Raw genomic sequence first — 19,537 nt, 5'->3', positions numbered from 1 at the left:
TTTTTCAGGCCTTAATCATCCATACAAATGATCTCCCATTTCGATGGCTACTTTCTGAAACCCAAGATAATCCATGTAGAATCCCTTCCCTTTAATCATACTTCAAGATCCTGAGTGTAGCGATTCCGAAGGAAGCCCCCTCTCATTTCAGTTGTACCTTCACCTCCGTCACCCTTCCCGCAGTCACACGGACGGTTTGCAGGCGATTGGAGCTGGATAATCGATCCGATTTGAGGATGTATAGACCTGGGGACAGTTCTGTCTTCCCGAAAAAGCCGTTGCCGTCGGTTAGGAGTGTGTGAATCCGCTTTCCCTGGCGGAGTCGAAGAGTCAGTCCATCTGGCGAGTTTCCTTTACTGTCAAGAACTTGTCCCATCAGTGCACCCTTTTGCGGACGGGTTTTCCAGGGCATCTTCGGCGGGAGAGCAGGCTCTGCGAATACCGGCTTTCCATGGGAAGTCGCCTTGGTGAGAGCTGTCAAGAATTCCTCACGGGAAGCCTCGTCTTTGTTGGTTTCGGCATAACTGTAAAGACTAACCCCAACAAGGTGATTCCCCGCCGCAGAAGGGGTCTGAGCCCGGCTGATCTGGGAGAGGCTACCAGAGATGGAGTTGAGGTAGATACCCGGTCCGGCGGCGATCTGTCGGTTATACTGGTGATCTTTTTCCCAATCGACCCAGAGATGGTACCACTCTCTCTGCTCCTCCTCATGTTCCCTGTCATAGTTCATCGGTAACACCAGATCCAGGATCCCCTCGGAAAGCCAGCCATCCCAGTTTTGCATCACTTGGTTGTAAGGGGCGGATTGTTTATATTCTGCTAAGGTCTGTGGACCTTTCCCCCAGGCGATCACCGCCGCCGATACTTTCAGATCCGGACGGATGGCGATCGATTTCAGATAAACCTTCCGTAAGAGATGATCTACCTGTTTCCGACGCCACTCTTTCCACCTTGCATCCTCAGGATGAGGCTTTTCCTCCAACCCTGTCTGTTTCTGATAACGCTCCAGACTGACCGGATTGTATCCCCATTCCTCCCCCATATACCGGACCAAATCCAGATGGATACCATCCACAGGGTACTGTTTCGCCACATGAATATATTGATCCACGGTGTAATCGAGAGCATCGGGATGGCCCGGATCCAACAAATAATTGGCTCCAGAGCGGTTCTCCCCGTCATAACTGTCCATCAGCCAATAATCCCGTCCCTTTGCTCCGGGACCATGCCGATTAAACACGTGATCCGGAGATTGCGGTGGAGTTGCAGAATTCCAAATGGACAGTGTGGTCAACCAAGCATGCACTTCGATGCGAGGTGTCCCGCTGTGAGCCTGCTTCAAAAGATAATCCAGCGCATCAAAGTCCGCTTGCAAAGCCGGGTCTTCCGTGCGAGGTTCCAAAGCCTTGTTGAAATAAGCATCCCCTCGGCGGCGCACTTGCACCATCACGGCATTGGCTTGGGACCGTCTGACATCTCTCAACAATTGATCCACCTGTTCCGGAGATTTAAACCCATCATGAAAGGCATCCACCCAAAAAGCGCGGAATTCCCGTTTCGGCTCCACTGCACCCACCGGCACAGGGCCTCCCGCAAACAACGATAATACTCCCGGCATCGTCAACCCTGCCACCCATCGCTTCATTTTTCTCCTCCTCAACCCCATGATCTGGACTGGACCCGCACCTGGAGGGTCTCGTCTCGCACTCTCATTCTATCTTGTATGTATTGCGAGATTTGTAGAAATCTGACTTCAGGGAAAAATAGAATAAAAAGAGAACCGTCTGTGACCGACAGACGGTTCTTCTTAGACAACAATTTTACCAAGTACTCACCGGCTCCAGACAATGGGCGAGCTGTTCCACGTTGGTAGAAAACCTCTCCTCCGAAGTCGGCGCCTGCCCTGCTGAAACAGGTGCCTCCCCCAAAATGGTGGCGGTGGGCATGATGATCTGTCTTTGCTTCATCCAAACCTGTGGTGCATAAAAGCTATAGCGCCGACCGGCCATCTCTTCCCCGTATACCACCCGCCCCGTGCCGGGCCGAACTAAGTGAATACTGATGCCGAGGGTATCCTGCCTGCCCCGTTCAAATACCAGATCAAATCCCGTTTCCAGATGGACATCCCTGTCAAGCTGGCTAAGGGCCTGCTGGCAAAAAGGATGAACCGTCCGTTCCTGATACAGAGTCAATGCCTCTCGACACTCCCGAAATTGCGAAGACGGATCCGGCAGAACGGGAAGCGCCGCCGGCCAATCGAAAGACTTCTCTTCCCTTTGGATCTCCTCCAGACTGAATACTCCTGCTAGTTGTCCAACCCAGCGTTCTTTCACGAAGCGGCCTTGTTCCTCTGTGGCGACGGCCACCACTGGGATCCCGCCCAGGTCGAGTGCCGACTCAATCGCCTCCATACCCAGGGAGTCTACCTTGGAACCCCGCTGGGAGCCATAATAGATCAATACCTTTTCTCCCCGCCGCATCTTCGCTCTTTCAAAAGCTTGCCGAGGGGAGAGAATTCCGCGTTTACCCATAAACGTAAAGTGAACCCCCTCCAAGGAACCGCGAAAGGTGAGACTCCCTCCTGGCGCCAGCAGTTGAAAGTAACGTGGAAACACCTGCTCTCCTCCCTCACAGATCAGGGAAGTCGGGAGGTTTCCCTGTTGGCGGCGATAATCGCGAATCCACCGATGCCCCATCTGTTCCCACCGTCTCCACTGGGACGGATCTCCCGGCACTTTGGTAAACACTCCCCGATAACGATCCATCTCCCGCACCTCCATCCGATCCCACTCCCTCTCATGGTTAAGTTGTAGTATAACAGATATCCCATTATCACCTTTGTTATATAATACATCCCCTTCGATCAGATGACAAGGTTTTTTTCCGCAAATTCTAAAAACAGGAGAATGTATAGATGATCTGGGCTTGCCCAAGGGAGTTCCTCTCCTCTAAACTAAAAAAGTCCCGGTTTGTACACCGGAACTTGAAACTTGCTATGACGAAGGAGAAATCACATGCAAATCCTTGCTGTGGGAATAGGCGGTGTGTTGGGAGCCCTCCTCCGCTATGGGCTGGGTCTCGCCCTTGCGTCGCCGGAGGGCAGTTTTCCTGTGGGGACCCTGACTGCCAACTGGATCGGCTGTCTGGCTCTGGGATGGTTTCACAGCCGTTTTTCAAAAATTTTTCTCTCTCCCGCACTCCGAGGAGGTATCACTACCGGTTTGATCGGTTCCTTCACCACATTCTCCACCTTCAGCATGGAAACCCAGCAACTGTTGCAGTCCGGGCAGATAGGAACTGCCTGTCTTTACCTATTGGCCAGCCTATGGGGCGGGCTTTTCCTCCTCTACATCGGGGTACGCCTCGCAAAAAGAAAGGGGAGACGGGCATGCTAACATCATGTTTATGGGTGGCGGCGGGAGGCGGATTGGGAGCGATCGCCCGCTATCTTCTCAGCCCTTGGAACCGAGGAAAATTCCTCCCTTGGGGCACCTTGGCCGCCAACCTATCGGGATCCTTCCTGTTGGGCTGGATCTCAGCAGCCGGCTGGGGTCCCCATGCTCTTTTATTTACCGGGACCGGCTTTATGGGCGCCTACACCACCTTTTCCACCCTACATTGGGAGTCTTGGCAGATGGTTCAGGAACAAGGTATCTCCCGGGCAGTGATCTATTTAGGGACCACTTATACTCTGGGGATCCTGGGAGCTTTTGCTGGAACCGTTGTGGGTGCAGGGGTCTCATAGAGAGTCGACCCTTTATAGTTACCCTCTAGAAGCGTTGTGATACCCTGCGTTTGCGAACGGTTTTTCACAACGCTTCCAGAGATCCTATATCATTCTCCCTCCGAAAGTTTCGTCATTCTAAATACTTGTCAATAGAAGCGATTTGCTTTAAGTTGGAATGAAGTTTATGTATGAGCAAGAAGGTGACATCCATCAGCAAAGAATACAGACGCGATCTCCTCCCCTGGCTACGGACGTTTCTATTGGCCGTGACCGGGGGCACACTTTTTGCTTGGATACAGATTCCCCTCCCATGGGTTCTCGGACCGATGGTGATGATCCTCCTCTGGTCCAAAACCATGCGCTTCCCTCTCCACTGGTCAGGTAGATGGAGGAATGCAGGCTTGCTTGCCATCGGGTACACCTTGGGAACCTCCTTTACACAGGAAACGATGTGGGATATGGTAACCCATTTACCGCTCATGTTGTTGGTTACGATCATCACCATCGGTTGTGGTGCGGGAATCGCCTGGCTGGTTTCCCGTTGGACCGATCTCAACTACCGGACGACCCTCACCGCCAATATCCCAGGGGGGCTGTCGCAAATGGTAGCACTAGGGGAAGAGATGCCGGGGATCGACATCACGGTGGTCACTCTGTTTCAGGTGACACGCCTACTGATTGTTGTATTTATTGTTCCTTTTCTCATCAAGTGGCTCCCGGAAGAGAATGTGACTGGAATCCTGCCAGGCACAGCAGGACAGACCCCCACACTTGCGGATGAGTTGCTGTTTGGATTGGCCGCCCTCTTAGCAGCTGGGGCCGCCTGGAAACTGAAGTTTCCCACGCCCTTCCTGATGGGGCCGGTCCTGGCAGTCGCCTTGCTACAGGTGCTGGGCTTTGAGGCACCTGCTCTTCCGCCTCTTTTAATCCATCTTGGCCAAATGTTTATGGGCGCCCACCTCGGCTTGATGATCCGGCCGGAACAGCTGACGCAACAGCGAAGGGTGCCTCTGCTGTCTCTCTTTACCGCCCTTGTCCTGATCGTGATCACTTTTGGAATCAGCTGTTTATTCACCCTGTGGAGTTCAACGACCCTGACCACATCCTTTCTGAGTCTGGCGCCTGGAGGAATGGCTGAAATGGGTGTGGTTGCTCAGGATATCGGAGCGGATTTGGCCATCGTTACCGGGTTCCAGATGTTCCGGGTCTTTTTCATCCTGATCTTTGTCCCCCCTTTCCTGCGCTGGTTATTCAAAAAATCATCCGCGGATGATTCCCCAGCCCCCCACGAAAGATAGGTCAGGCGCACTCCTGAACACGCACACCCAGCTTGATTTTGCCAGAATATCTGATAAGAAAGCCATTTCAAGTGGAAACCCCAGCCTTAAAAAAAGGCTGGGGTTTCCACGTTTTCCAGGCAGCCCGATGCTTTTTTATGCAACAAAAAACAAGCTGAGGTTCACAGAACCCAAGCTTGTTTCCTATCGATTTATCCTTCCTGACCCCATAGCCATAAAAGCTTCCACATCCGCTATCCGAAACGGGTTACAATCGCCAAGAACAGTGTGTTTCAGCGCCGATGCTGCCGTGGCAAATTCCACCCGAGTCTGTGCATCAGTCCCTTCCAAAATCCCATGCAAAATACCTGCAGAAAACGCATCCCCGCCACCGACTCGATCTACAATCGGGTCCATTTCATGGGCGCGGGATTCATAATACTGTCCATCCATCCACAAAGTTCCGACCAGAGTATGGGCACTGGCGGAATGAATCGTTCTTTGGGTTGAATAAAACAGTTGGATATTCGGATAAACCCCTTGCATCTGTTGGTAGTAATCCGTCAGTTCATGTCCATCTCCTTGATACTCTTCCCTTCCTAGTAAATATAAGGCATCCATTTTCCCTGCCGAACAATAATCCACATAGGGCAGGATTCTATGGATCGTTTCTCCTGCTTCTTTTGGGCTCCAAAGTTTTCCACGATAATTTATATCAAAACTGATTTTTACCCCATGATTTTTAGCCGTTTGCATCAATTGCATCAATAGAGCTTCCCAATGTTCGGATAAGGCGAGGGTGATGCCTGATAGGTGGAGAAGATCCGCCTCTTCAAATAACCTCTCCAGGTCCCATTCCAGGAGCGTCATTTCTGTAAAGCTGGAATGAGCCCGATCATAAATGATACGGGCAGCCCGTTCTCCGACGCCAGCCTCCACATAATAGGTTCCCAGACGTTCCCCGCCAAACAGGAGATGCTCAGTGGAGACGCCATAACTGTCCAAATGCCGTTTGACTGCCCATCCGAGGGCATTCCCAGGGACTTTACTGGCAAAATCGACTTCATGACCCCAGTTGGCCAGGGAGATCCCTACATTGGCTTCTGCCCCTCCATAATGAGCTTGAAATTGATGGGCTCCCGTCAAAGGGACCCCAGTTTCAGTGGACAATCGCAACATCACTTCACCCAAAGTAACAACTTTCCCCATCATTTAAGCTCCTTTGATGGCCTCAAATTTTTTGGTATATTGGTGAGCGATTGCAGTCACCTGATCAAAATCCCCCGTTTTTGCAGGGGCTAGCAGATTTCCACCCACGCCAACAGTAACCGCTCCCGCTTGGAACCAGTCCTCCATGTTTTCCAGACTGACACCACCTGTAGGCATGATGTTCAAGTGAGGCAGCGGTCCTTTCAAAGCCTTGACAATACTTGGTCCAAAAGCACTTCCTGGGAACAATTTGATAATATCCACACCGCTCTTCAATGCCCTTTGCATCTCCGTGAGGGTCATGCAACCCGGCAAATACGGAATTTGATACAGATGACAGATTTCCGCTGTGTCCGGATCGAAGCTCGGACTGACGATAAACTGAGCCCCTGCCAGGATGGCTAACCGGGCAGTAACTGCATCTAAAACCGTCCCAGCTCCAATCACGATTTCCGGTTGATGATGGTAGGTTTCCACCAACTCACGAATCGCTTCATCTGCTTGGGGAACTGTAAAAGTCAGTTCAATTCCTTTGATTCCCCCTTTTTGGATCGCATGGCTGGCTTGAAGGGCTTCTTCCTTCCCCTCGCCACGAACTACTGCGATGACACCGGCTTGTACGAAGCGATTCAAAATAGTTACTCGTTTCATGTGTGAACCTCCCCTTCTATTTTTAACCATACTTTAGATTGGATTGACAATTTAAAGGTGGAAAATATACTTAAAATCAGAACTGTGGGTTCACCCAGAGCTGTTGATTAACCAGAAAACGGGTGAAGGAAACAAAATTGAACCTTCGCTTTTCCCATTGCCACCCATCACAAAATATCGCTTGAGGGGACCGGGATGGTGGGACGGCTACGATCTCTTGCAAAGAACGCATAGCGAGACCCGGGAGCGGAAAGCGACCCTGGCGAGACTTGTGCCCTATGGGTGCAAAGGTTCTTCACCGTCCCACCATCCTGACCTGATTTCCTACCTAAAATAGGGCGAATCAACACGCCTGGGGTTCACCAAAAATAGGAGATAAAACTAAGCCAAAGAGAGGAGGAACTTATTTTATGAAAAAAACTGAGTTTATCATTCAAGACTTGTTGAGCAAGATTTACCAAAAACAGTATCCCAGCGGCAAACTACCGGATCAGCGTACCCTAGCACAGATGTATCAAGTGTCCCGCTATACTATTCAAGAAGCAATCAAAAACTTAGGAGAGATCGGGGTCATTCAGATTATTCAAGGTTCTGGAATGTACATTTCCGAAAATCTGCAGAAAAACCCCTTAATCTTTAACTCACTTACGCGGACACCTTATGAACGCATCTCCTCCAAAATGATTTCCATTTCCAAGGAAGATTCCACATCTAAAGATATGCAAATCTTTCAGCTACAGCAACCGGAAGAAATCTGGATGTTCCAACGTGTACGGATTGTCGATTATAAAATCGAACAAATCGAGGTATCAAAACTTCCGGTTTCACTTTTCCCAAGTCTGACCAAAGAGCATGTGGAAGATTCCATTCAAAAATATGTGCAAAACTGTGGCTATACGATTTCTCATTATATCACCAGTTATACGCCCACATCTGTAAGCAAGGAACAAGCACAACTGCTGATGTGCAAAAAAGGAACACCTGCCATGAAGATTACCAACCGCTGTCTGCTAGATGATGGTAAAGTGTACGAGTACAGTGAGTTAACTGCCATTGATTATACTTGCACATATATCACGCCATTTAACAAAGATTCACACCAAGCAAGACAAAGCTAATTGAGCCATCATTAGCTTTGTCTTTTCATTTTACGGGGTGATCAAAGTACCATCAGGAATGCGGCTTTGTGTCCATTCATGAGGACGATATTTCACAGGAAATTCATGGGCCAATTCTTCCAGAAAGTCTACGCCAATCCCCGGTCGATCTATGGGATAAAAATACCCTTTCACCGGAGCGGGAATGTTTTTAAATATCTTCTGGGTATTCTCGGGTACGTCCATATGTTCTTGAATCGCCGCGTTATGCAAATGGATATTCAAATGTGTATTCACCGCTAATCCGATCGGAGTGATGTCTGACGGTGTGTGCCAAGCCATCCGCACCCCCATCGCGTCACAAAAATGAGCCAATTTAAGTGCAGGTGTAATTCCACCGATCTGAGAAACGTGGGCACGCATAAAATCTAGTCGCCGTTGAGCGACTAATTCCTTCCATTCCATCGGATTATTAAACAATTCGCCTGTAGCGATCGGGGTAGAAGTTTGACTACGGATTTGTGCCAGCCATTCATTTTGATCCGGAGGTAGGACATCCTCCAAAAAGAATAAGTTAAACCTCTCTGCTCTTTTCGTAAATTGTACGGCTTGATTGGGAAATAGGCGCTCATGAACATCATGAAGAATTTGGAATTTATATCCATATTTATGATTAATGGACTCAAACATTTTTAATGTGGTGTTCATATATTCATTGGGATCGAAATAAGTCCCTTCCAGCGGCTGGTCAAGGTCTACCGATTCCATCGCGTTACCGCCATAAAAACCCAATTGACAACGAATATATCGATAACCTTCGGCCAGGAATTTATCAATTTCTTTGTATAGCGTCTCCAGATCACGAGCGACCGCATGGGTGTATGCGGGAATGGCGGTGCGGGCTTTTCCCCCCAGCAATTGATATAACGGCATATCTGCCAACTTCCCTTTGATATCCCACAACGCCATATCCACACCTGAAATAGCGTTATTAGTAACAGGTCCGTTTCTCCAATAGGAATTCACAGACATCATGTGCCATAAATCTTCAATTTGATTGGCATCCCGACCCACAAGCAAAGGTTTCAAGTATTCATCCACCATACATTTAACAGCTAGTGGTCGAAATTGAAAAGTAGCACATCCTAAACCAGAAACACCTTGATCGGTTTCAACTTTTACAACAACCAGGTTGTGGCGATCGGGTTTGATGGCAAAACATTTGATATCAGTGATGATTGTGGGTGTCATGGATTCATCATCCTTATTTCCTTGTTTTAAATATGTTTCACAGCTATTGAAACACGTTCAAATGATCCCCGTCAATTTGGACTAATCATGGGCTGCTATTTCTCTAAAAAGCAGTCCAATATATAGAGACGAACCAGAGAAAACGTTGATTTATCAAGACATTCCTATCGAACCCAAGGACTTTAGGACTGATTTTCAAAATAAGGGTAATCTGCTAAGATTCATACTGTAAACGGTCACATGGTCGGGTGTGAAAAAGCAGAAGGGATGAAACGATATGAACCACGAAGAGGTCGCAAAGGAGGTTATTGCGAATATTGGCGGCAAAGAAAATGTCAACAACGCATGGCATTGTATGACCCGTCTTCGCTTTAATCTCAAAGATAAAGACAAAGTCAATGATGAACAGCTAAATAAAATCCCTGGGATTGTAGGAGTCACATATCAGAGCGATCAACTTCAAATCATCATTGGAACTCATGTATCCGATTACTTTACACCCTTATCCAAATTACTGGGACTTGAAAACAGCGAAAATACCCAACAAGAAAAAGGCGAGAAAAAAGGCCTCATTTCGCTGTTTATGGATACAGTCTCAGGTGTATTCGGACCGATTGTTCCTGCGATCGCAGGGGCAGGGATGATCAAAGGATTAATGGCGGGTTTGGTAGCTCTGAATCTCATTTCAGATAAAACACCTACGTTTCAAGTGATCGATATGCTGGCCAGTGGCGTATTTACATTCTTACCCTTTTTCGTGGCGGCCTCTGCTGCTAAAATCTTTAAAACTAATCAATACTTAGCTATTGCCATTGCAGCCACCATACAATTTCCGACGATGACCGCTGCAGCGGAAGCTGGAGATCTTTCTCAGTTCTTATTATTTGGATTTCTGCCCGTTCCGGTCTTCAATTATGCAGGGACCGTGATTCCGATTATCTTCGCGGTTCTGGCTTTAAGCTATATTCAACGTGGTGTCGATCGATGTTTGCCTAAAACCTTGAGAACCGTCTTTACACCCACTTTTTCACTGTTTATCGCCGGATTATTAACCCTAGTAGTGATTGGACCCATTGGCATTCACTTAGGGAACCTATTGGCAGCTGGCGTCAGTTGGCTGTTTACCATCTCACCTATTTTAGCGGGAGTCATCGTGGGTGCCATTCGTCCCATTGCCATCTTGACGGGTTTGCACCACGCCATGACACCGATTGCATTGCAAAACTTTGCTAATCAAGGCTATGACATGTTAATGCCCATGATGTTTATGGCCAACATGGCGATTGCCGGTGCAACCGCTGCAATCTATACGAAAGTCGTTTCAAAAGAGGAGAAATCTATTGTTGTTTCTTCTGCTTTATCTGGATTATTGGGAATTACTGAACCTGCTCTGTTCGGGGTTTTAACAAAGTACAAAAAAGCATTTATCGCAGCCACGATCGGCAGTTCTGTTGCCTCTGCTTTTATCAGCTTCTTTGGCGTCCGGATCTATGGCTACATTCTCTCAAGTATTTTTAGCTTACCCGCCTATATCGGTCAATACTTCATCTTTGCCGTACTCGGTATCCTTATTTCTATCATCCTCTCCTTTGCCTTGACATATATGATGGTTCCCAAGCCCAAACAGGAAGAGGACTCTCAAGAGAAGGGATCTCAAGAAAAAGAAATGGCTGATGAAGTCGCATTACATTCTGTAACAACGGGTGTTGGTCTGCCTCTTGAAGATGTGGCTGATCAGGTATTTTCAACCAAATTAATCGGTGATGGATACGCGATGAAATCAAATACCGGAGAGATCTATTCTCCAGTGAGCGGTACCGTCACCACTGTCTTTCCCACCAAACATGCAATCGGGATCTCTACCGAAAACGGCATTGAAATTCTGGTCCATATGGGAATTGACACCGTCAGCTTGGATGGTCAGGGATTCGATATCTTTGTAAAAGAAGGAGAGCATGTAACCCCGCAAAGGAAGATCGCTCACATGGATTTAGCCGCATTGGAACATGCGAAAAAAGATCCGACGATCGTTGTGGTTATTACCAATATGGACAAGATTGCGCGATTCTCCGACGAAAAGCCCTTAGAAGGAAATCAGCAACCGGAAACTATTCTAAAAAAAGCGATCTTGTCTTCACGCCCTTGATTTGTATTCCCACCCAAGGCTGTTGATGAACCATCAAGTGGATGATGGGAAGAAGGAAAGGATCCTTTTCTTCTTCCCATTGCCCCCATCGTAAAGTATTGCTTGAGGGGACGGGGATGGTGGGACGGCTACAATTTCTTGCAAAGAACGCAAAGGCTCTTCACCAGCCCACCATCCCCACCTTATTCCCTACCTAAAATAGGACTAATCAATACGCCTGATCCCCATCAACGAAGCCAATCCCCGTCTTATGAACTGAGACGGGGATTGGCTCTTCTGATCCGGATTTTCTCCTGTCAATGGCTACTCCTCATGCTCCCCGCCAGGATGAGAAGCATCAGGTGTGTTAATGATCCATATTACAGGCGGGGAGTCGTGTTCACCCACGCAACCATCCCATCCCACAAAGAAGTAGAAGTGGAGACGGACCGCACCGAATCTGACCCTTGGGCAGGGGCAAGGTCTGAAGGTCTGCAACACCAGGAGGAAAGTTACCCCTAGATCAGGGCTGTTGATTAACCAGAAAATGGGCAGCGGAAGGGAGTCGTGTGCTGCCATAGCGAGACCTGGGAGCGGAAGCGACCTTGGCGAGACTTGTACCCTATGGGTGCAAAGCGACCTTTGCGCCACAGGCACTACAATCCAAAGGAGCTGAAGCCCTGGAATAAAGGTAGCCATCCTACCCAGCGGAGAATCTAGAGGGAGGGCGTTTAGGGGCAACCTCTTCCCTGTGTTGCTTCCGTAAGGCTTTGCCCCTGCCCGATCGGAAGATTTGGAGCGGCCAGTTTTCACTTCCTTGCCGGATGGCAACGCTCGCGTGGGTGAACACGATCTCCCCACCCAAAATATGGCTAATCAACACGCCTGCCCCTAGATACATGCTAATTCACATCTATTGGACGATCAGGATAAGATTTCGCATTCCGGCGTCAAAGTTCTACGATCCAAAATCGCTCCAAGTGAACCCCCACCCTCCCTGTGCCCACTTTTTTACCCTATTTAGGCGTCCTCTCGCAATCTCCGTTGAGCAGGATGCCAACGTCCACCTCTATTCCAGGGCTTCAGCCCCTCGACATTGTAGTGCCTGGGTGCAACCTCTATTCCAGGGCTTCAGCCCATCAGATTGTAGTGCCTGGGTGCATAAGGTTGCTTTGGCAACACATAACTCCCTATTTTCCGGAAATCAACAGCCCTGCCCCTGGTTGTACTATATGCTCATTACGCCACCCTTGGAAGCATTGGTTACAAGTTTGGAATATCTCGACAGCCAACCCGTCTTAATTTTGGGCTCAAAGGGTTTTAAGCTTTGACGTCGTTCATCCAATTCTTCCTCAGAAACTTTTAGATGAATGCTGCGACTGGGCAAGTCGATTTCAATGACATCCCCATCTTCAACCAATGCAATAGGACCCCCTTCAGCCGCTTCCGGTGAAATATGGCCGATGGAAATGCCACGAGACGCGCCGCTAAAACGTCCATCTGTAACGAGCGCAACTTTTGTTCCCAGTCCACGACCCATGATGGCCGACGTGGGTGCAAGCATCTCTGGCATACCCGGCCCCCCTTTGGGTCCTTCATAGCGGATGACGACCACATGACCTTCTTGTACGATTCCGTCATCTATGGCTTTTTGCGCTTCATCTTGTGAATCAAAGACGATCGCTTCACCTGTAAATGTTTGAATAGAGGGATCTACCGCACCTACTTTGATAACCGATCCCTCTGGAGCGATGTTACCGTAAAGTACAGATAAGCCTCCCACCGGACTGTATGGGTTGTCTTTTGTACGGATAACTTCTGGATTTGTGATTTCATGTCCTTTTACCAGTTCACCCATGGTTTGACCCGTCACCGTCATCCGCTCCGGATGAATGGCTCCGGGGATTTTCGTTAACTCATGAATAATAGCTTCTACCCCACCGGCTTGATTGATATCGTCCATGGAAAAATCCGATGCGGGCATAATTTTCGCCAGGTATGGAACCCTCGCGGCAACTTTGTTAATATCCTCCAAATTGTAATCAATGCCCGCTTCATTCGCGATCGCCAGTGTGTGCAGCACCGTATTCGTAGATCCACCCATTGCCATATCCAGTGCAAATGCATCATCGATCGCTTCTTTCGTGATGATGTCACGTGGCTTAATATCTTCTTTAATCATGCGCACTAAATGTTTGGCCGCTTCGCGGATTAATTCCTTGCGCTCTTCGCTGGTGGCAACAATAGTCCCATTACCAGGAAGTGCGACACCTAGCATTTCCATCAAACAGTTCATGGAATTTGCCGTAAACATCCCTGAACAGGAGCCACAGGTTGGACAAGCATTCATTTCAATATCTAATAACTCATTGGCGGACATTTGGCCTGATTTATGCGCTCCGACACCTTCAAATACAGAGGTTAAGGAAAGCTGTTTCCCCATTGAACTGGTACCTGCCTCCATAGGCCCGCCGGAAACAAAAACGGATGGAACATTGGTACGAGCGGCAGCCATGAGCATACCTGGTGTAATTTTGTCACAATTCGGAATGTAAAAGACGCCGTCAAACCAATGCGCATTAATTACCGTCTCAGCCGAGTCTGCAATCAGTTCACGACTGGGTAAGGAATAACGCATCCCAATATGTCCCATAGCAATGCCATCGTCAACACCTATGGTATTAAATTCGAAGGGAATACCACCTGCTTCAACAATCGCTTCTTTCACGACGTCGGCAAACTCCCGCAAATGAACATGGCCGGGAATAATATCGATGTATGAGTTGCAAACACCGATAAATGGTTTTTCCAAATCTTTCAGTGTGACTTGCCCCGTTGCATATAAAAGACTCCGGTGAGGGGCACGGTCGACACCAATTTTGATCATATCACTTCTCATCTGATCACACACCTTTATTTTTAAAGTCATCTTATACCCCTCGTTGTCTGCTGTCAACATCGTTGTTGGACATATGATTTTTCCTCCACAGTCGATGTGCCCCTTAATCTATTCCCAAGTCTTTCAAAGCATGTAATATATGAATTCTCATCGCACTTCTAGCTCCTTCGGGATTGCGAGCTTCCATAAATCCCATAATCATCTGATGGTCATGGATCGTATCTTTGACTACAAATTCATTTTTTTGCGATAACATCACCCCTTGATTAATCGCCTCAAAAATAACTGGCATCAGCTGATCCATAAATTCATTATGGGTTGCCTTGGCGATCGATTTATGGAATTTCTGTTCTACGTCGGTTCTATCCTGATTTAACTTAATTTTCTGCTCGATTTGCTCTCCATAAGCAAAAATACGTTTCAACTCCGAATCACTCGCCCGGATCGTGGCATAAAAGGCAGCTTCCGGCTCAAATATTAAGCGCATTTCATACAAATCTCTCACATTGATCTTTGCACTGGACAGACCATGAAATAATTGCGCTTGATTTCTCAAATCGACGTCTTTTTTAACAAAGGTTCCCTTTCCTCGTTGGATTTCGAGTATGTCATGGGTGACTAAGATGCGAATAGCTTCACGCAGAGTTGTTCTGCTAATATTCAGCTCCTCTGATAACTCCACTTCATTCGGAAGTTTATCACCTGGCAAGAACCTTTTTTCAATGGTAATCATCGACAAAATCTCTTCTGCAATACGATCGGAAAGTCTCTTGACTCGATTCATAGATCTACTCAGTCCTTATTTTCTTTTTACAGTTGCACATGGCGCTTCGTGGTTCTTGCGCGCCCGGATTATTCCATCCGTCTGGCTCTAGCGAGTGTCCTGGAGCACCCTCTCTTTCAATAGGTGAACAATCCCCTCGATATCCTCCCGCTGATAGACTGGAAGGGACCCCGGCGTCAAGGGATGGGAAGAGACGACTCCCCACACATTGGACAACTCCTTCAACTGGGAAAGGTGGGCCGATTCCCTTAGCATGACCAACTTGGGATAGGGAGCCCTTTTAAATCCCTCCACCAGCACTAGATCCAGCCCCCGAAACAGAGGCAGAAGCTCTGCCAGGCCCAAGGAACGGGGAATAATGAGAGCGGTCTGGTTGGCAGCCGTGATTGCCACTGGGTCGGCCCCCGCCTCCCGATGATACCAGGAGTCCTTGCCCCGTTGATCCATTTCCAACTCCCCTGCATGGTGCTTGATGGTCCCCACCCGCCACCCTTCCTGTGTCAGATGCCGGACCAGTCGGGAAAGCAATGTTGTTTTACCCGTATCGGAATAGCCAACGATCTGGACGACAGGCGGAATCGATCCGATGGTCACAAGAGCCCCTCCTTATGCTTCATCTGTCATAGTCAACCGCTCAACCCATTACAGACCGTTGATCCAACCGAGACGAACCATCGCCACATAGGCGATCACAATCAGACACCAGATTCCTAATCCGATCAGCCCCTGTTTAATTGCTGGTTCTTCCTCGTTTTCCACATCTTCCGGAATAAACTCTTCTTTCCGCCTCTTCAATATTCTCCCCTCACGATCATAAATGGTAAACTTCTCAGGGAAAAGAAGGGAAACAAAACCATCGGCTCATAACAAAATTCTGCTTCAACATAAATTCCTCCTTCCAAGTTTGCAGATCCTTCCGAAACAAATCCAGAAAAAACCCCTGCTTCACCATCGCAGGGGAGTTGGCCTTAATATTGAATCAGACTGAAAACATCTACACCTGGCAACTTTTCCCGACCCTTCAAGTAGGTCAACTCCATCACAAAAGCGGCTCCGACTACCTCCGCCTGCAGGCGGTGAACCAGATTCAACGTGGCGTTGACAGTCCCACCCGTAGCTAGCAGATCATCTACAATCAATACCCGCTGTCCCGGCTTAATGGCATCTTTGTGAATCGCCAATTGATCCTTTCCATATTCCAGACTGTAATTCGTCTCTACGGTTTCCGCTGGCAGTTTTCCCGACTTCCGGACAGGAATAAATCCGACGCCCAATGCATAAGCCAGTGGGGTACCCACAACAAATCCCCGGGCCTCTGGTCCAACCACCAAGTCCACTTTTCGATCCTGAAGCGAGTCTGCCATAGCATCGATTGCAGCCCGAAAGGCTTTTCCGTCTTTTAAAAGAGTGGTGATATCTTTAAAATGAACCCCCGGTTGTGGAAAATCCTCAATCACCCGGATTTTTTCTTTGAAATCCATCATCGGTTCCTCCTCATTTGCGATCAGTTGAAAGCACTGAAGCGACCCATTGACAAAGGTCGCGGTAGGATGAATAGACGAGAGCGTCTTGCACTTTTTCCCGTTCCAACTGTTCCCGATAGAGACGGGATTGAGTGAGGGGACGTTTGGGTGGCTGAGGGATCAGCTCCAGCTGATCACCGGAAACCCGCACAAACCCCAGCTCACCAAAGACTTTCAGCATAAAACCGATCCAACGACCGGACAATCCCGTCATCCGGGACAACGCATTCAATTCAGACGGGAGCCTGAAGTGCTTCCTTCGCATGAGGGAGACATACAGCACTTTAAACTGTTCCCAATCCGGTGTCCGGGTCAAACTTCCTTCTAGTTCGATATCCCCAAAAGCAAAGTACACACGTTCCAAACTGGTGAAAGAGCACAATAACTTTTCCAAAACGGAAACATCTGGCGGAAGGTCCGCCAGAACCAACTGCCGAGCCTCAGTCGGCAGTTGGATTTTCCCCTGGGAGACCTCCTCCCAGGTAAGGGTTTGAGCCCTGAGCTCAGTGATCCACTCCTTCTCAGCCCTTGACTGGCGGATCATAAACAAAGAAGCTTCCCTTTCCGCCAACTGCCGAAAGCGGTCAGATAAATCCCCGTTGCTACGCCAGTCAAATACCTGTAAATGAGGCACGCGCAGATCCCGGATCAGAAATTGGGGACTGCGGCGATGATTCCATTCGTTCACAGACAATTCGCCCAGGAGCTCCGGTCGAGCTGAGGGAGCAATCTCTGCAGCCATCTCTCCCATTCGGAAGCCGACGGCTTCCAGAGAATCCCCCTCTACCTGAAGTACCATCTTGAGATGATTTTTTTCCCGACCCATCACCTGCAGTCGGGACAGACCTGCCCCCCGCAGTTGAAACCGTGGAGTTGGATTTCCCATTCCACAGGGTTCCAACCGTTTCAGCTCTTCGATCAATTCCAAGCTTATTTCTTCAATCGAGAGATCCGCCTCAACGCGGGAGAGTGGTATATAATCTTCCTCCCGCAACCATTCCCCTGCGATCTGATCCAGCCGACGATGGAACTCCTCAATCTTTTCCTGGGGAAGCGACATCCCTGCCGCCATCTCGTGCCCACCGTACTGAGGTAAAAGATCCCCACAGGTCGTCAACGCCCGATACAGATCCAGACCTGCAATGCTACGGGCAGATCCTTTGGCCATGCCAGTCTCCTCATCGATCCCCAACACAATAGTCGGCCGGTAGTATTTTTCCACCAGGCGGGAGGCAACAATACCGATCACCCCGACATTCCAGCCCGGTGCGGCCACCACGATGAATCGGCGGTGCTTCTTGGGAGCTGATTCCACTTCTGCACATGCTTCGGCGGCGATCTCCTCCACCAATTTTTGTCGTTTTCGGTTCATCCCATCTAACTCTTCCGCCAGCACGCGAGCTTCTTCCAGATCCTCCGTCAACAATAGTTCTACGGCGGTTGCCGCAGTATCTAAGCGCCCCCCAGCATTGATGCGGGGACCGAGGGAAAAACCGACATGGCCCGCCGTGACCTCTCCTTGGATCCCCGCTACATCCATCAAGGCCGAAAGGCCGAGATTGTGTCTGCGGTTGATCTCTTTCAGCCCCAGAGCCGCGACGATCCGGTTTTCATCCATCAGGGGAACCAAGTCGGCAATCGTGCCCAGGGCCACCAGATCCAATAACTCTTCCGGGACACGGTCCAGCAAGGCATGGGCCAGTTTAAACGCTACCCCCACCCCGGCCAACATCTCATCGGGGTAGGAACAACCCGGTTTTTTCGGATTGATCACCGCCAATCCCTCAGGCAGAACTGCCGGCGGTTCGTGATGATCGGTGATGATCAAATCCAGATCCAACTCTTTTGCAATCTTTGCTTCCTTGACAGCACTAATCCCCGTATCGACAGTAATCACTAACTGCACTCCGGCCTCTTTTGCCTGTCGGAGAGCGTTTTCGTTTAATCCATATCCTTCAGTGAAACGGTTAGGTATGTAATAGTTCACGTCAGCATCCAGACCTCGGAATACTTTCATCAACAGGCTGGTACTGCTGACACCGTCCGCATCATAATCTCCATAAACCAAGATCTTCTCCTGTCGGTCCAAGGCAGTGCGGATGCGATTCACCGCCTCCTGGATCCCGTCCATCAAAAAAGGGCTATAAAGTTCCGACAGACTCACCTGCAGAAAACGACGAGCTTGTTCCGGGTTCGATATCCCGCGGTGGATCAGGAGGCGGGCAGTCAAAGGATGAATTTTCAATTCCCCAGCCAGTTTCCGCACCTGTGACTCTTCGGCCTCAAGGAGTTGCCAACGGGTCTTGGATTGTAACATGAAGCGTCACCTCGCTTGCCGTTTATCATTATAGCACACCTGAACACCGGTACCTGTGAATGTTTTCTCTATGGGTTGTACGGGTGATATGAACCATCACAGTCAAAAAGATCCCATGAGGTCGCTTCACCTCTTTTCCCACTAGGCCAGGCGGTTGGATAAACCAGAAAGTGGACAGCGGAAGGGTCCTATGCTGTCTAAGGGGTCTGCCAGCAAAGCCCGACTGTGAGCATCCCCGATTTGTCTCCCTCCAACACCGCCAGCCGGATTTCCCAGGTCCCGGTCTCCGCCTGCAGGTCGACATCCTTTATCTCTCCTCAAAAAAATAAACCGCGGGGATCTCCCGCGGCCTCCACTGATACCATTTTGATTCAGGAAAGCAGGGCTGTTGATTAACCAGAAAATGGGCGGCGGAAGGGAGTCGTGTGCTGCCAAAGCGACCTTTGCACCACAGGCACTACAATCTCGATGAGCTGAAGCTCTAGATGAAGGTAGCCATCCTACCCAGCGGAGAATCTGGAGGGAGGGCGTTTAGGGGCAACCTCTTCCCTGTGTTGCTTCCGTAAGGCTTTGCCCCTGCCCGATGGTCAGATTTGGAGCGGCCAGTTTTCACTTCCTTGCCGGATGGCAACGGTCGCGTGGGTGAACACGATCTCCCCACCCAAAATAGGGCTAAT

General features: G+C 49.1%; 16 protein-coding genes. 5 read left to right on the top strand and 11 right to left on the bottom strand.

Going from position 1 to position 19,537, the window contains the following annotated elements; genetic code table 11:
* Positions 1 to 142: 142 nt before the first annotated feature.
* The gene (locus tag JOD24_RS04155; RefSeq protein ID WP_429246393.1) at positions 143 to 1,645 is read right to left on the bottom strand and encodes a family 10 glycosylhydrolase; all 1,503 of its coding nucleotides are present in this window, start codon (positions 1,643 to 1,645) and stop codon (positions 143 to 145) included.
* A gap of 175 nt (positions 1,646 to 1,820) precedes the next feature.
* Positions 1,821 to 2,780: a hypothetical protein gene (locus JOD24_RS04150; protein ID WP_429246392.1), complete on the bottom strand. Its 960-nt coding sequence runs from the start codon at positions 2,778 to 2,780 to the stop codon at positions 1,821 to 1,823.
* Between the two features lie 234 nt (positions 2,781 to 3,014).
* Between JOD24_RS04150 and crcB the strand changes: the two genes are divergently transcribed.
* The 3 genes from crcB to JOD24_RS04135 all read left to right on the top strand — a co-directional run bounded on the left by crcB (position 3,015) and on the right by JOD24_RS04135 (position 5,025).
* The gene (gene crcB, locus JOD24_RS04145) at positions 3,015 to 3,395 is read left to right on the top strand and encodes a fluoride efflux transporter CrcB (protein ID WP_380163703.1); all 381 of its coding nucleotides are present in this window, start codon (positions 3,015 to 3,017) and stop codon (positions 3,393 to 3,395) included.
* On the top strand, positions 3,389 to 3,745 hold the full coding sequence (locus JOD24_RS04140; RefSeq protein ID WP_429246391.1) for a fluoride efflux transporter FluC: 357 nt from the start codon (positions 3,389 to 3,391) through the stop codon (positions 3,743 to 3,745). The genes crcB and JOD24_RS04140 overlap by 7 nt, the downstream gene beginning before the upstream one ends.
* 170 nt (positions 3,746 to 3,915) lie before the next feature.
* Entirely contained in the window at positions 3,916 to 5,025 is a 1,110-nt protein-coding gene (locus JOD24_RS04135; RefSeq protein WP_429246390.1) for an AbrB family transcriptional regulator, read from the top strand.
* 183 nt (positions 5,026 to 5,208) lie between these two features.
* On the opposite strand, the gene JOD24_RS04130 is transcribed toward JOD24_RS04135, so the two are convergent.
* Together JOD24_RS04130 and JOD24_RS04125 are read right to left on the bottom strand one after the other, a co-directional pair.
* On the bottom strand, positions 5,209 to 6,213 hold the full coding sequence (locus JOD24_RS04130) for a PfkB family carbohydrate kinase (protein ID WP_429246389.1): 1,005 nt from the start codon (positions 6,211 to 6,213) through the stop codon (positions 5,209 to 5,211).
* A 3-nt stretch (positions 6,214 to 6,216) separates the two neighbouring features.
* Complete coding sequence (locus tag JOD24_RS04125) at positions 6,217 to 6,864, bottom strand: bifunctional 4-hydroxy-2-oxoglutarate aldolase/2-dehydro-3-deoxy-phosphogluconate aldolase (protein ID WP_380163695.1); 648 nt, start codon at positions 6,862 to 6,864, stop codon at positions 6,217 to 6,219.
* A gap of 410 nt (positions 6,865 to 7,274) precedes the next feature.
* Between JOD24_RS04125 and JOD24_RS04120 the strand changes: the two genes are divergently transcribed.
* Positions 7,275 to 7,982, top strand: coding sequence for a GntR family transcriptional regulator (locus tag JOD24_RS04120; RefSeq protein WP_380163693.1), 708 nt, complete (start codon positions 7,275 to 7,277; stop codon positions 7,980 to 7,982).
* Positions 7,983 to 8,012: 30 nt separating this feature from the next.
* On the opposite strand, the gene JOD24_RS04115 is transcribed toward JOD24_RS04120, so the two are convergent.
* The gene (locus JOD24_RS04115; RefSeq protein ID WP_380163691.1) at positions 8,013 to 9,212 is read right to left on the bottom strand and encodes an enolase C-terminal domain-like protein; all 1,200 of its coding nucleotides are present in this window, start codon (positions 9,210 to 9,212) and stop codon (positions 8,013 to 8,015) included.
* A gap of 277 nt (positions 9,213 to 9,489) precedes the next feature.
* Here JOD24_RS04115 and JOD24_RS04110 point away from each other — a divergent pair, with 277 nt between their 5' ends.
* Positions 9,490 to 11,358 carry a glucose PTS transporter subunit IIA gene (locus tag JOD24_RS04110; RefSeq protein WP_429246388.1) on the top strand — a complete coding sequence of 623 codons (1,869 nt, stop codon included), beginning with the start codon at positions 9,490 to 9,492 and terminating at the stop codon, positions 11,356 to 11,358.
* Between the two features lie 1,207 nt (positions 11,359 to 12,565).
* On the opposite strand, the gene ilvD is transcribed toward JOD24_RS04110, so the two are convergent.
* From ilvD to recJ, 6 genes are all read right to left on the bottom strand, one after another.
* Positions 12,566 to 14,236: a dihydroxy-acid dehydratase gene (gene ilvD / locus JOD24_RS04105; RefSeq protein WP_380163781.1), complete on the bottom strand. Its 1,671-nt coding sequence runs from the start codon at positions 14,234 to 14,236 to the stop codon at positions 12,566 to 12,568.
* Between the two features lie 103 nt (positions 14,237 to 14,339).
* A complete protein-coding gene (locus tag JOD24_RS04100; protein WP_429246387.1) occupies positions 14,340 to 15,020 on the bottom strand; it encodes a FadR/GntR family transcriptional regulator in 681 nt (226 codons plus the stop codon).
* 87 nt (positions 15,021 to 15,107) lie between these two features.
* On the bottom strand, positions 15,108 to 15,614 hold the full coding sequence (mobB, locus tag JOD24_RS04095) for a molybdopterin-guanine dinucleotide biosynthesis protein B (protein ID WP_429246386.1): 507 nt from the start codon (positions 15,612 to 15,614) through the stop codon (positions 15,108 to 15,110).
* Positions 15,615 to 15,662: 48 nt separating this feature from the next.
* Positions 15,663 to 15,815, bottom strand: coding sequence for a hypothetical protein (locus JOD24_RS04090; RefSeq protein ID WP_380163683.1), 153 nt, complete (start codon positions 15,813 to 15,815; stop codon positions 15,663 to 15,665).
* Between the two features lie 173 nt (positions 15,816 to 15,988).
* A complete protein-coding gene (locus tag JOD24_RS04085) occupies positions 15,989 to 16,501 on the bottom strand; it encodes an adenine phosphoribosyltransferase (RefSeq protein WP_380163681.1) in 513 nt (170 codons plus the stop codon).
* 13 nt (positions 16,502 to 16,514) lie between these two features.
* Positions 16,515 to 18,860, bottom strand: a complete 2,346-nt coding sequence (gene recJ / locus JOD24_RS04080) for a single-stranded-DNA-specific exonuclease RecJ (RefSeq protein WP_380163679.1) — start codon at positions 18,858 to 18,860, stop codon at positions 16,515 to 16,517.
* Positions 18,861 to 19,537: the final 677 nt, after the last annotated feature.

It is taken from the genome of Kroppenstedtia sanguinis (genome assembly GCF_050433445.1).
Taxonomy (GTDB): Bacteria; Bacillota; Bacilli; order Thermoactinomycetales; family DSM-45169; genus Kroppenstedtia; species Kroppenstedtia sanguinis.
This window is presented reverse-complemented; position numbering and strand designations above follow the sequence as displayed.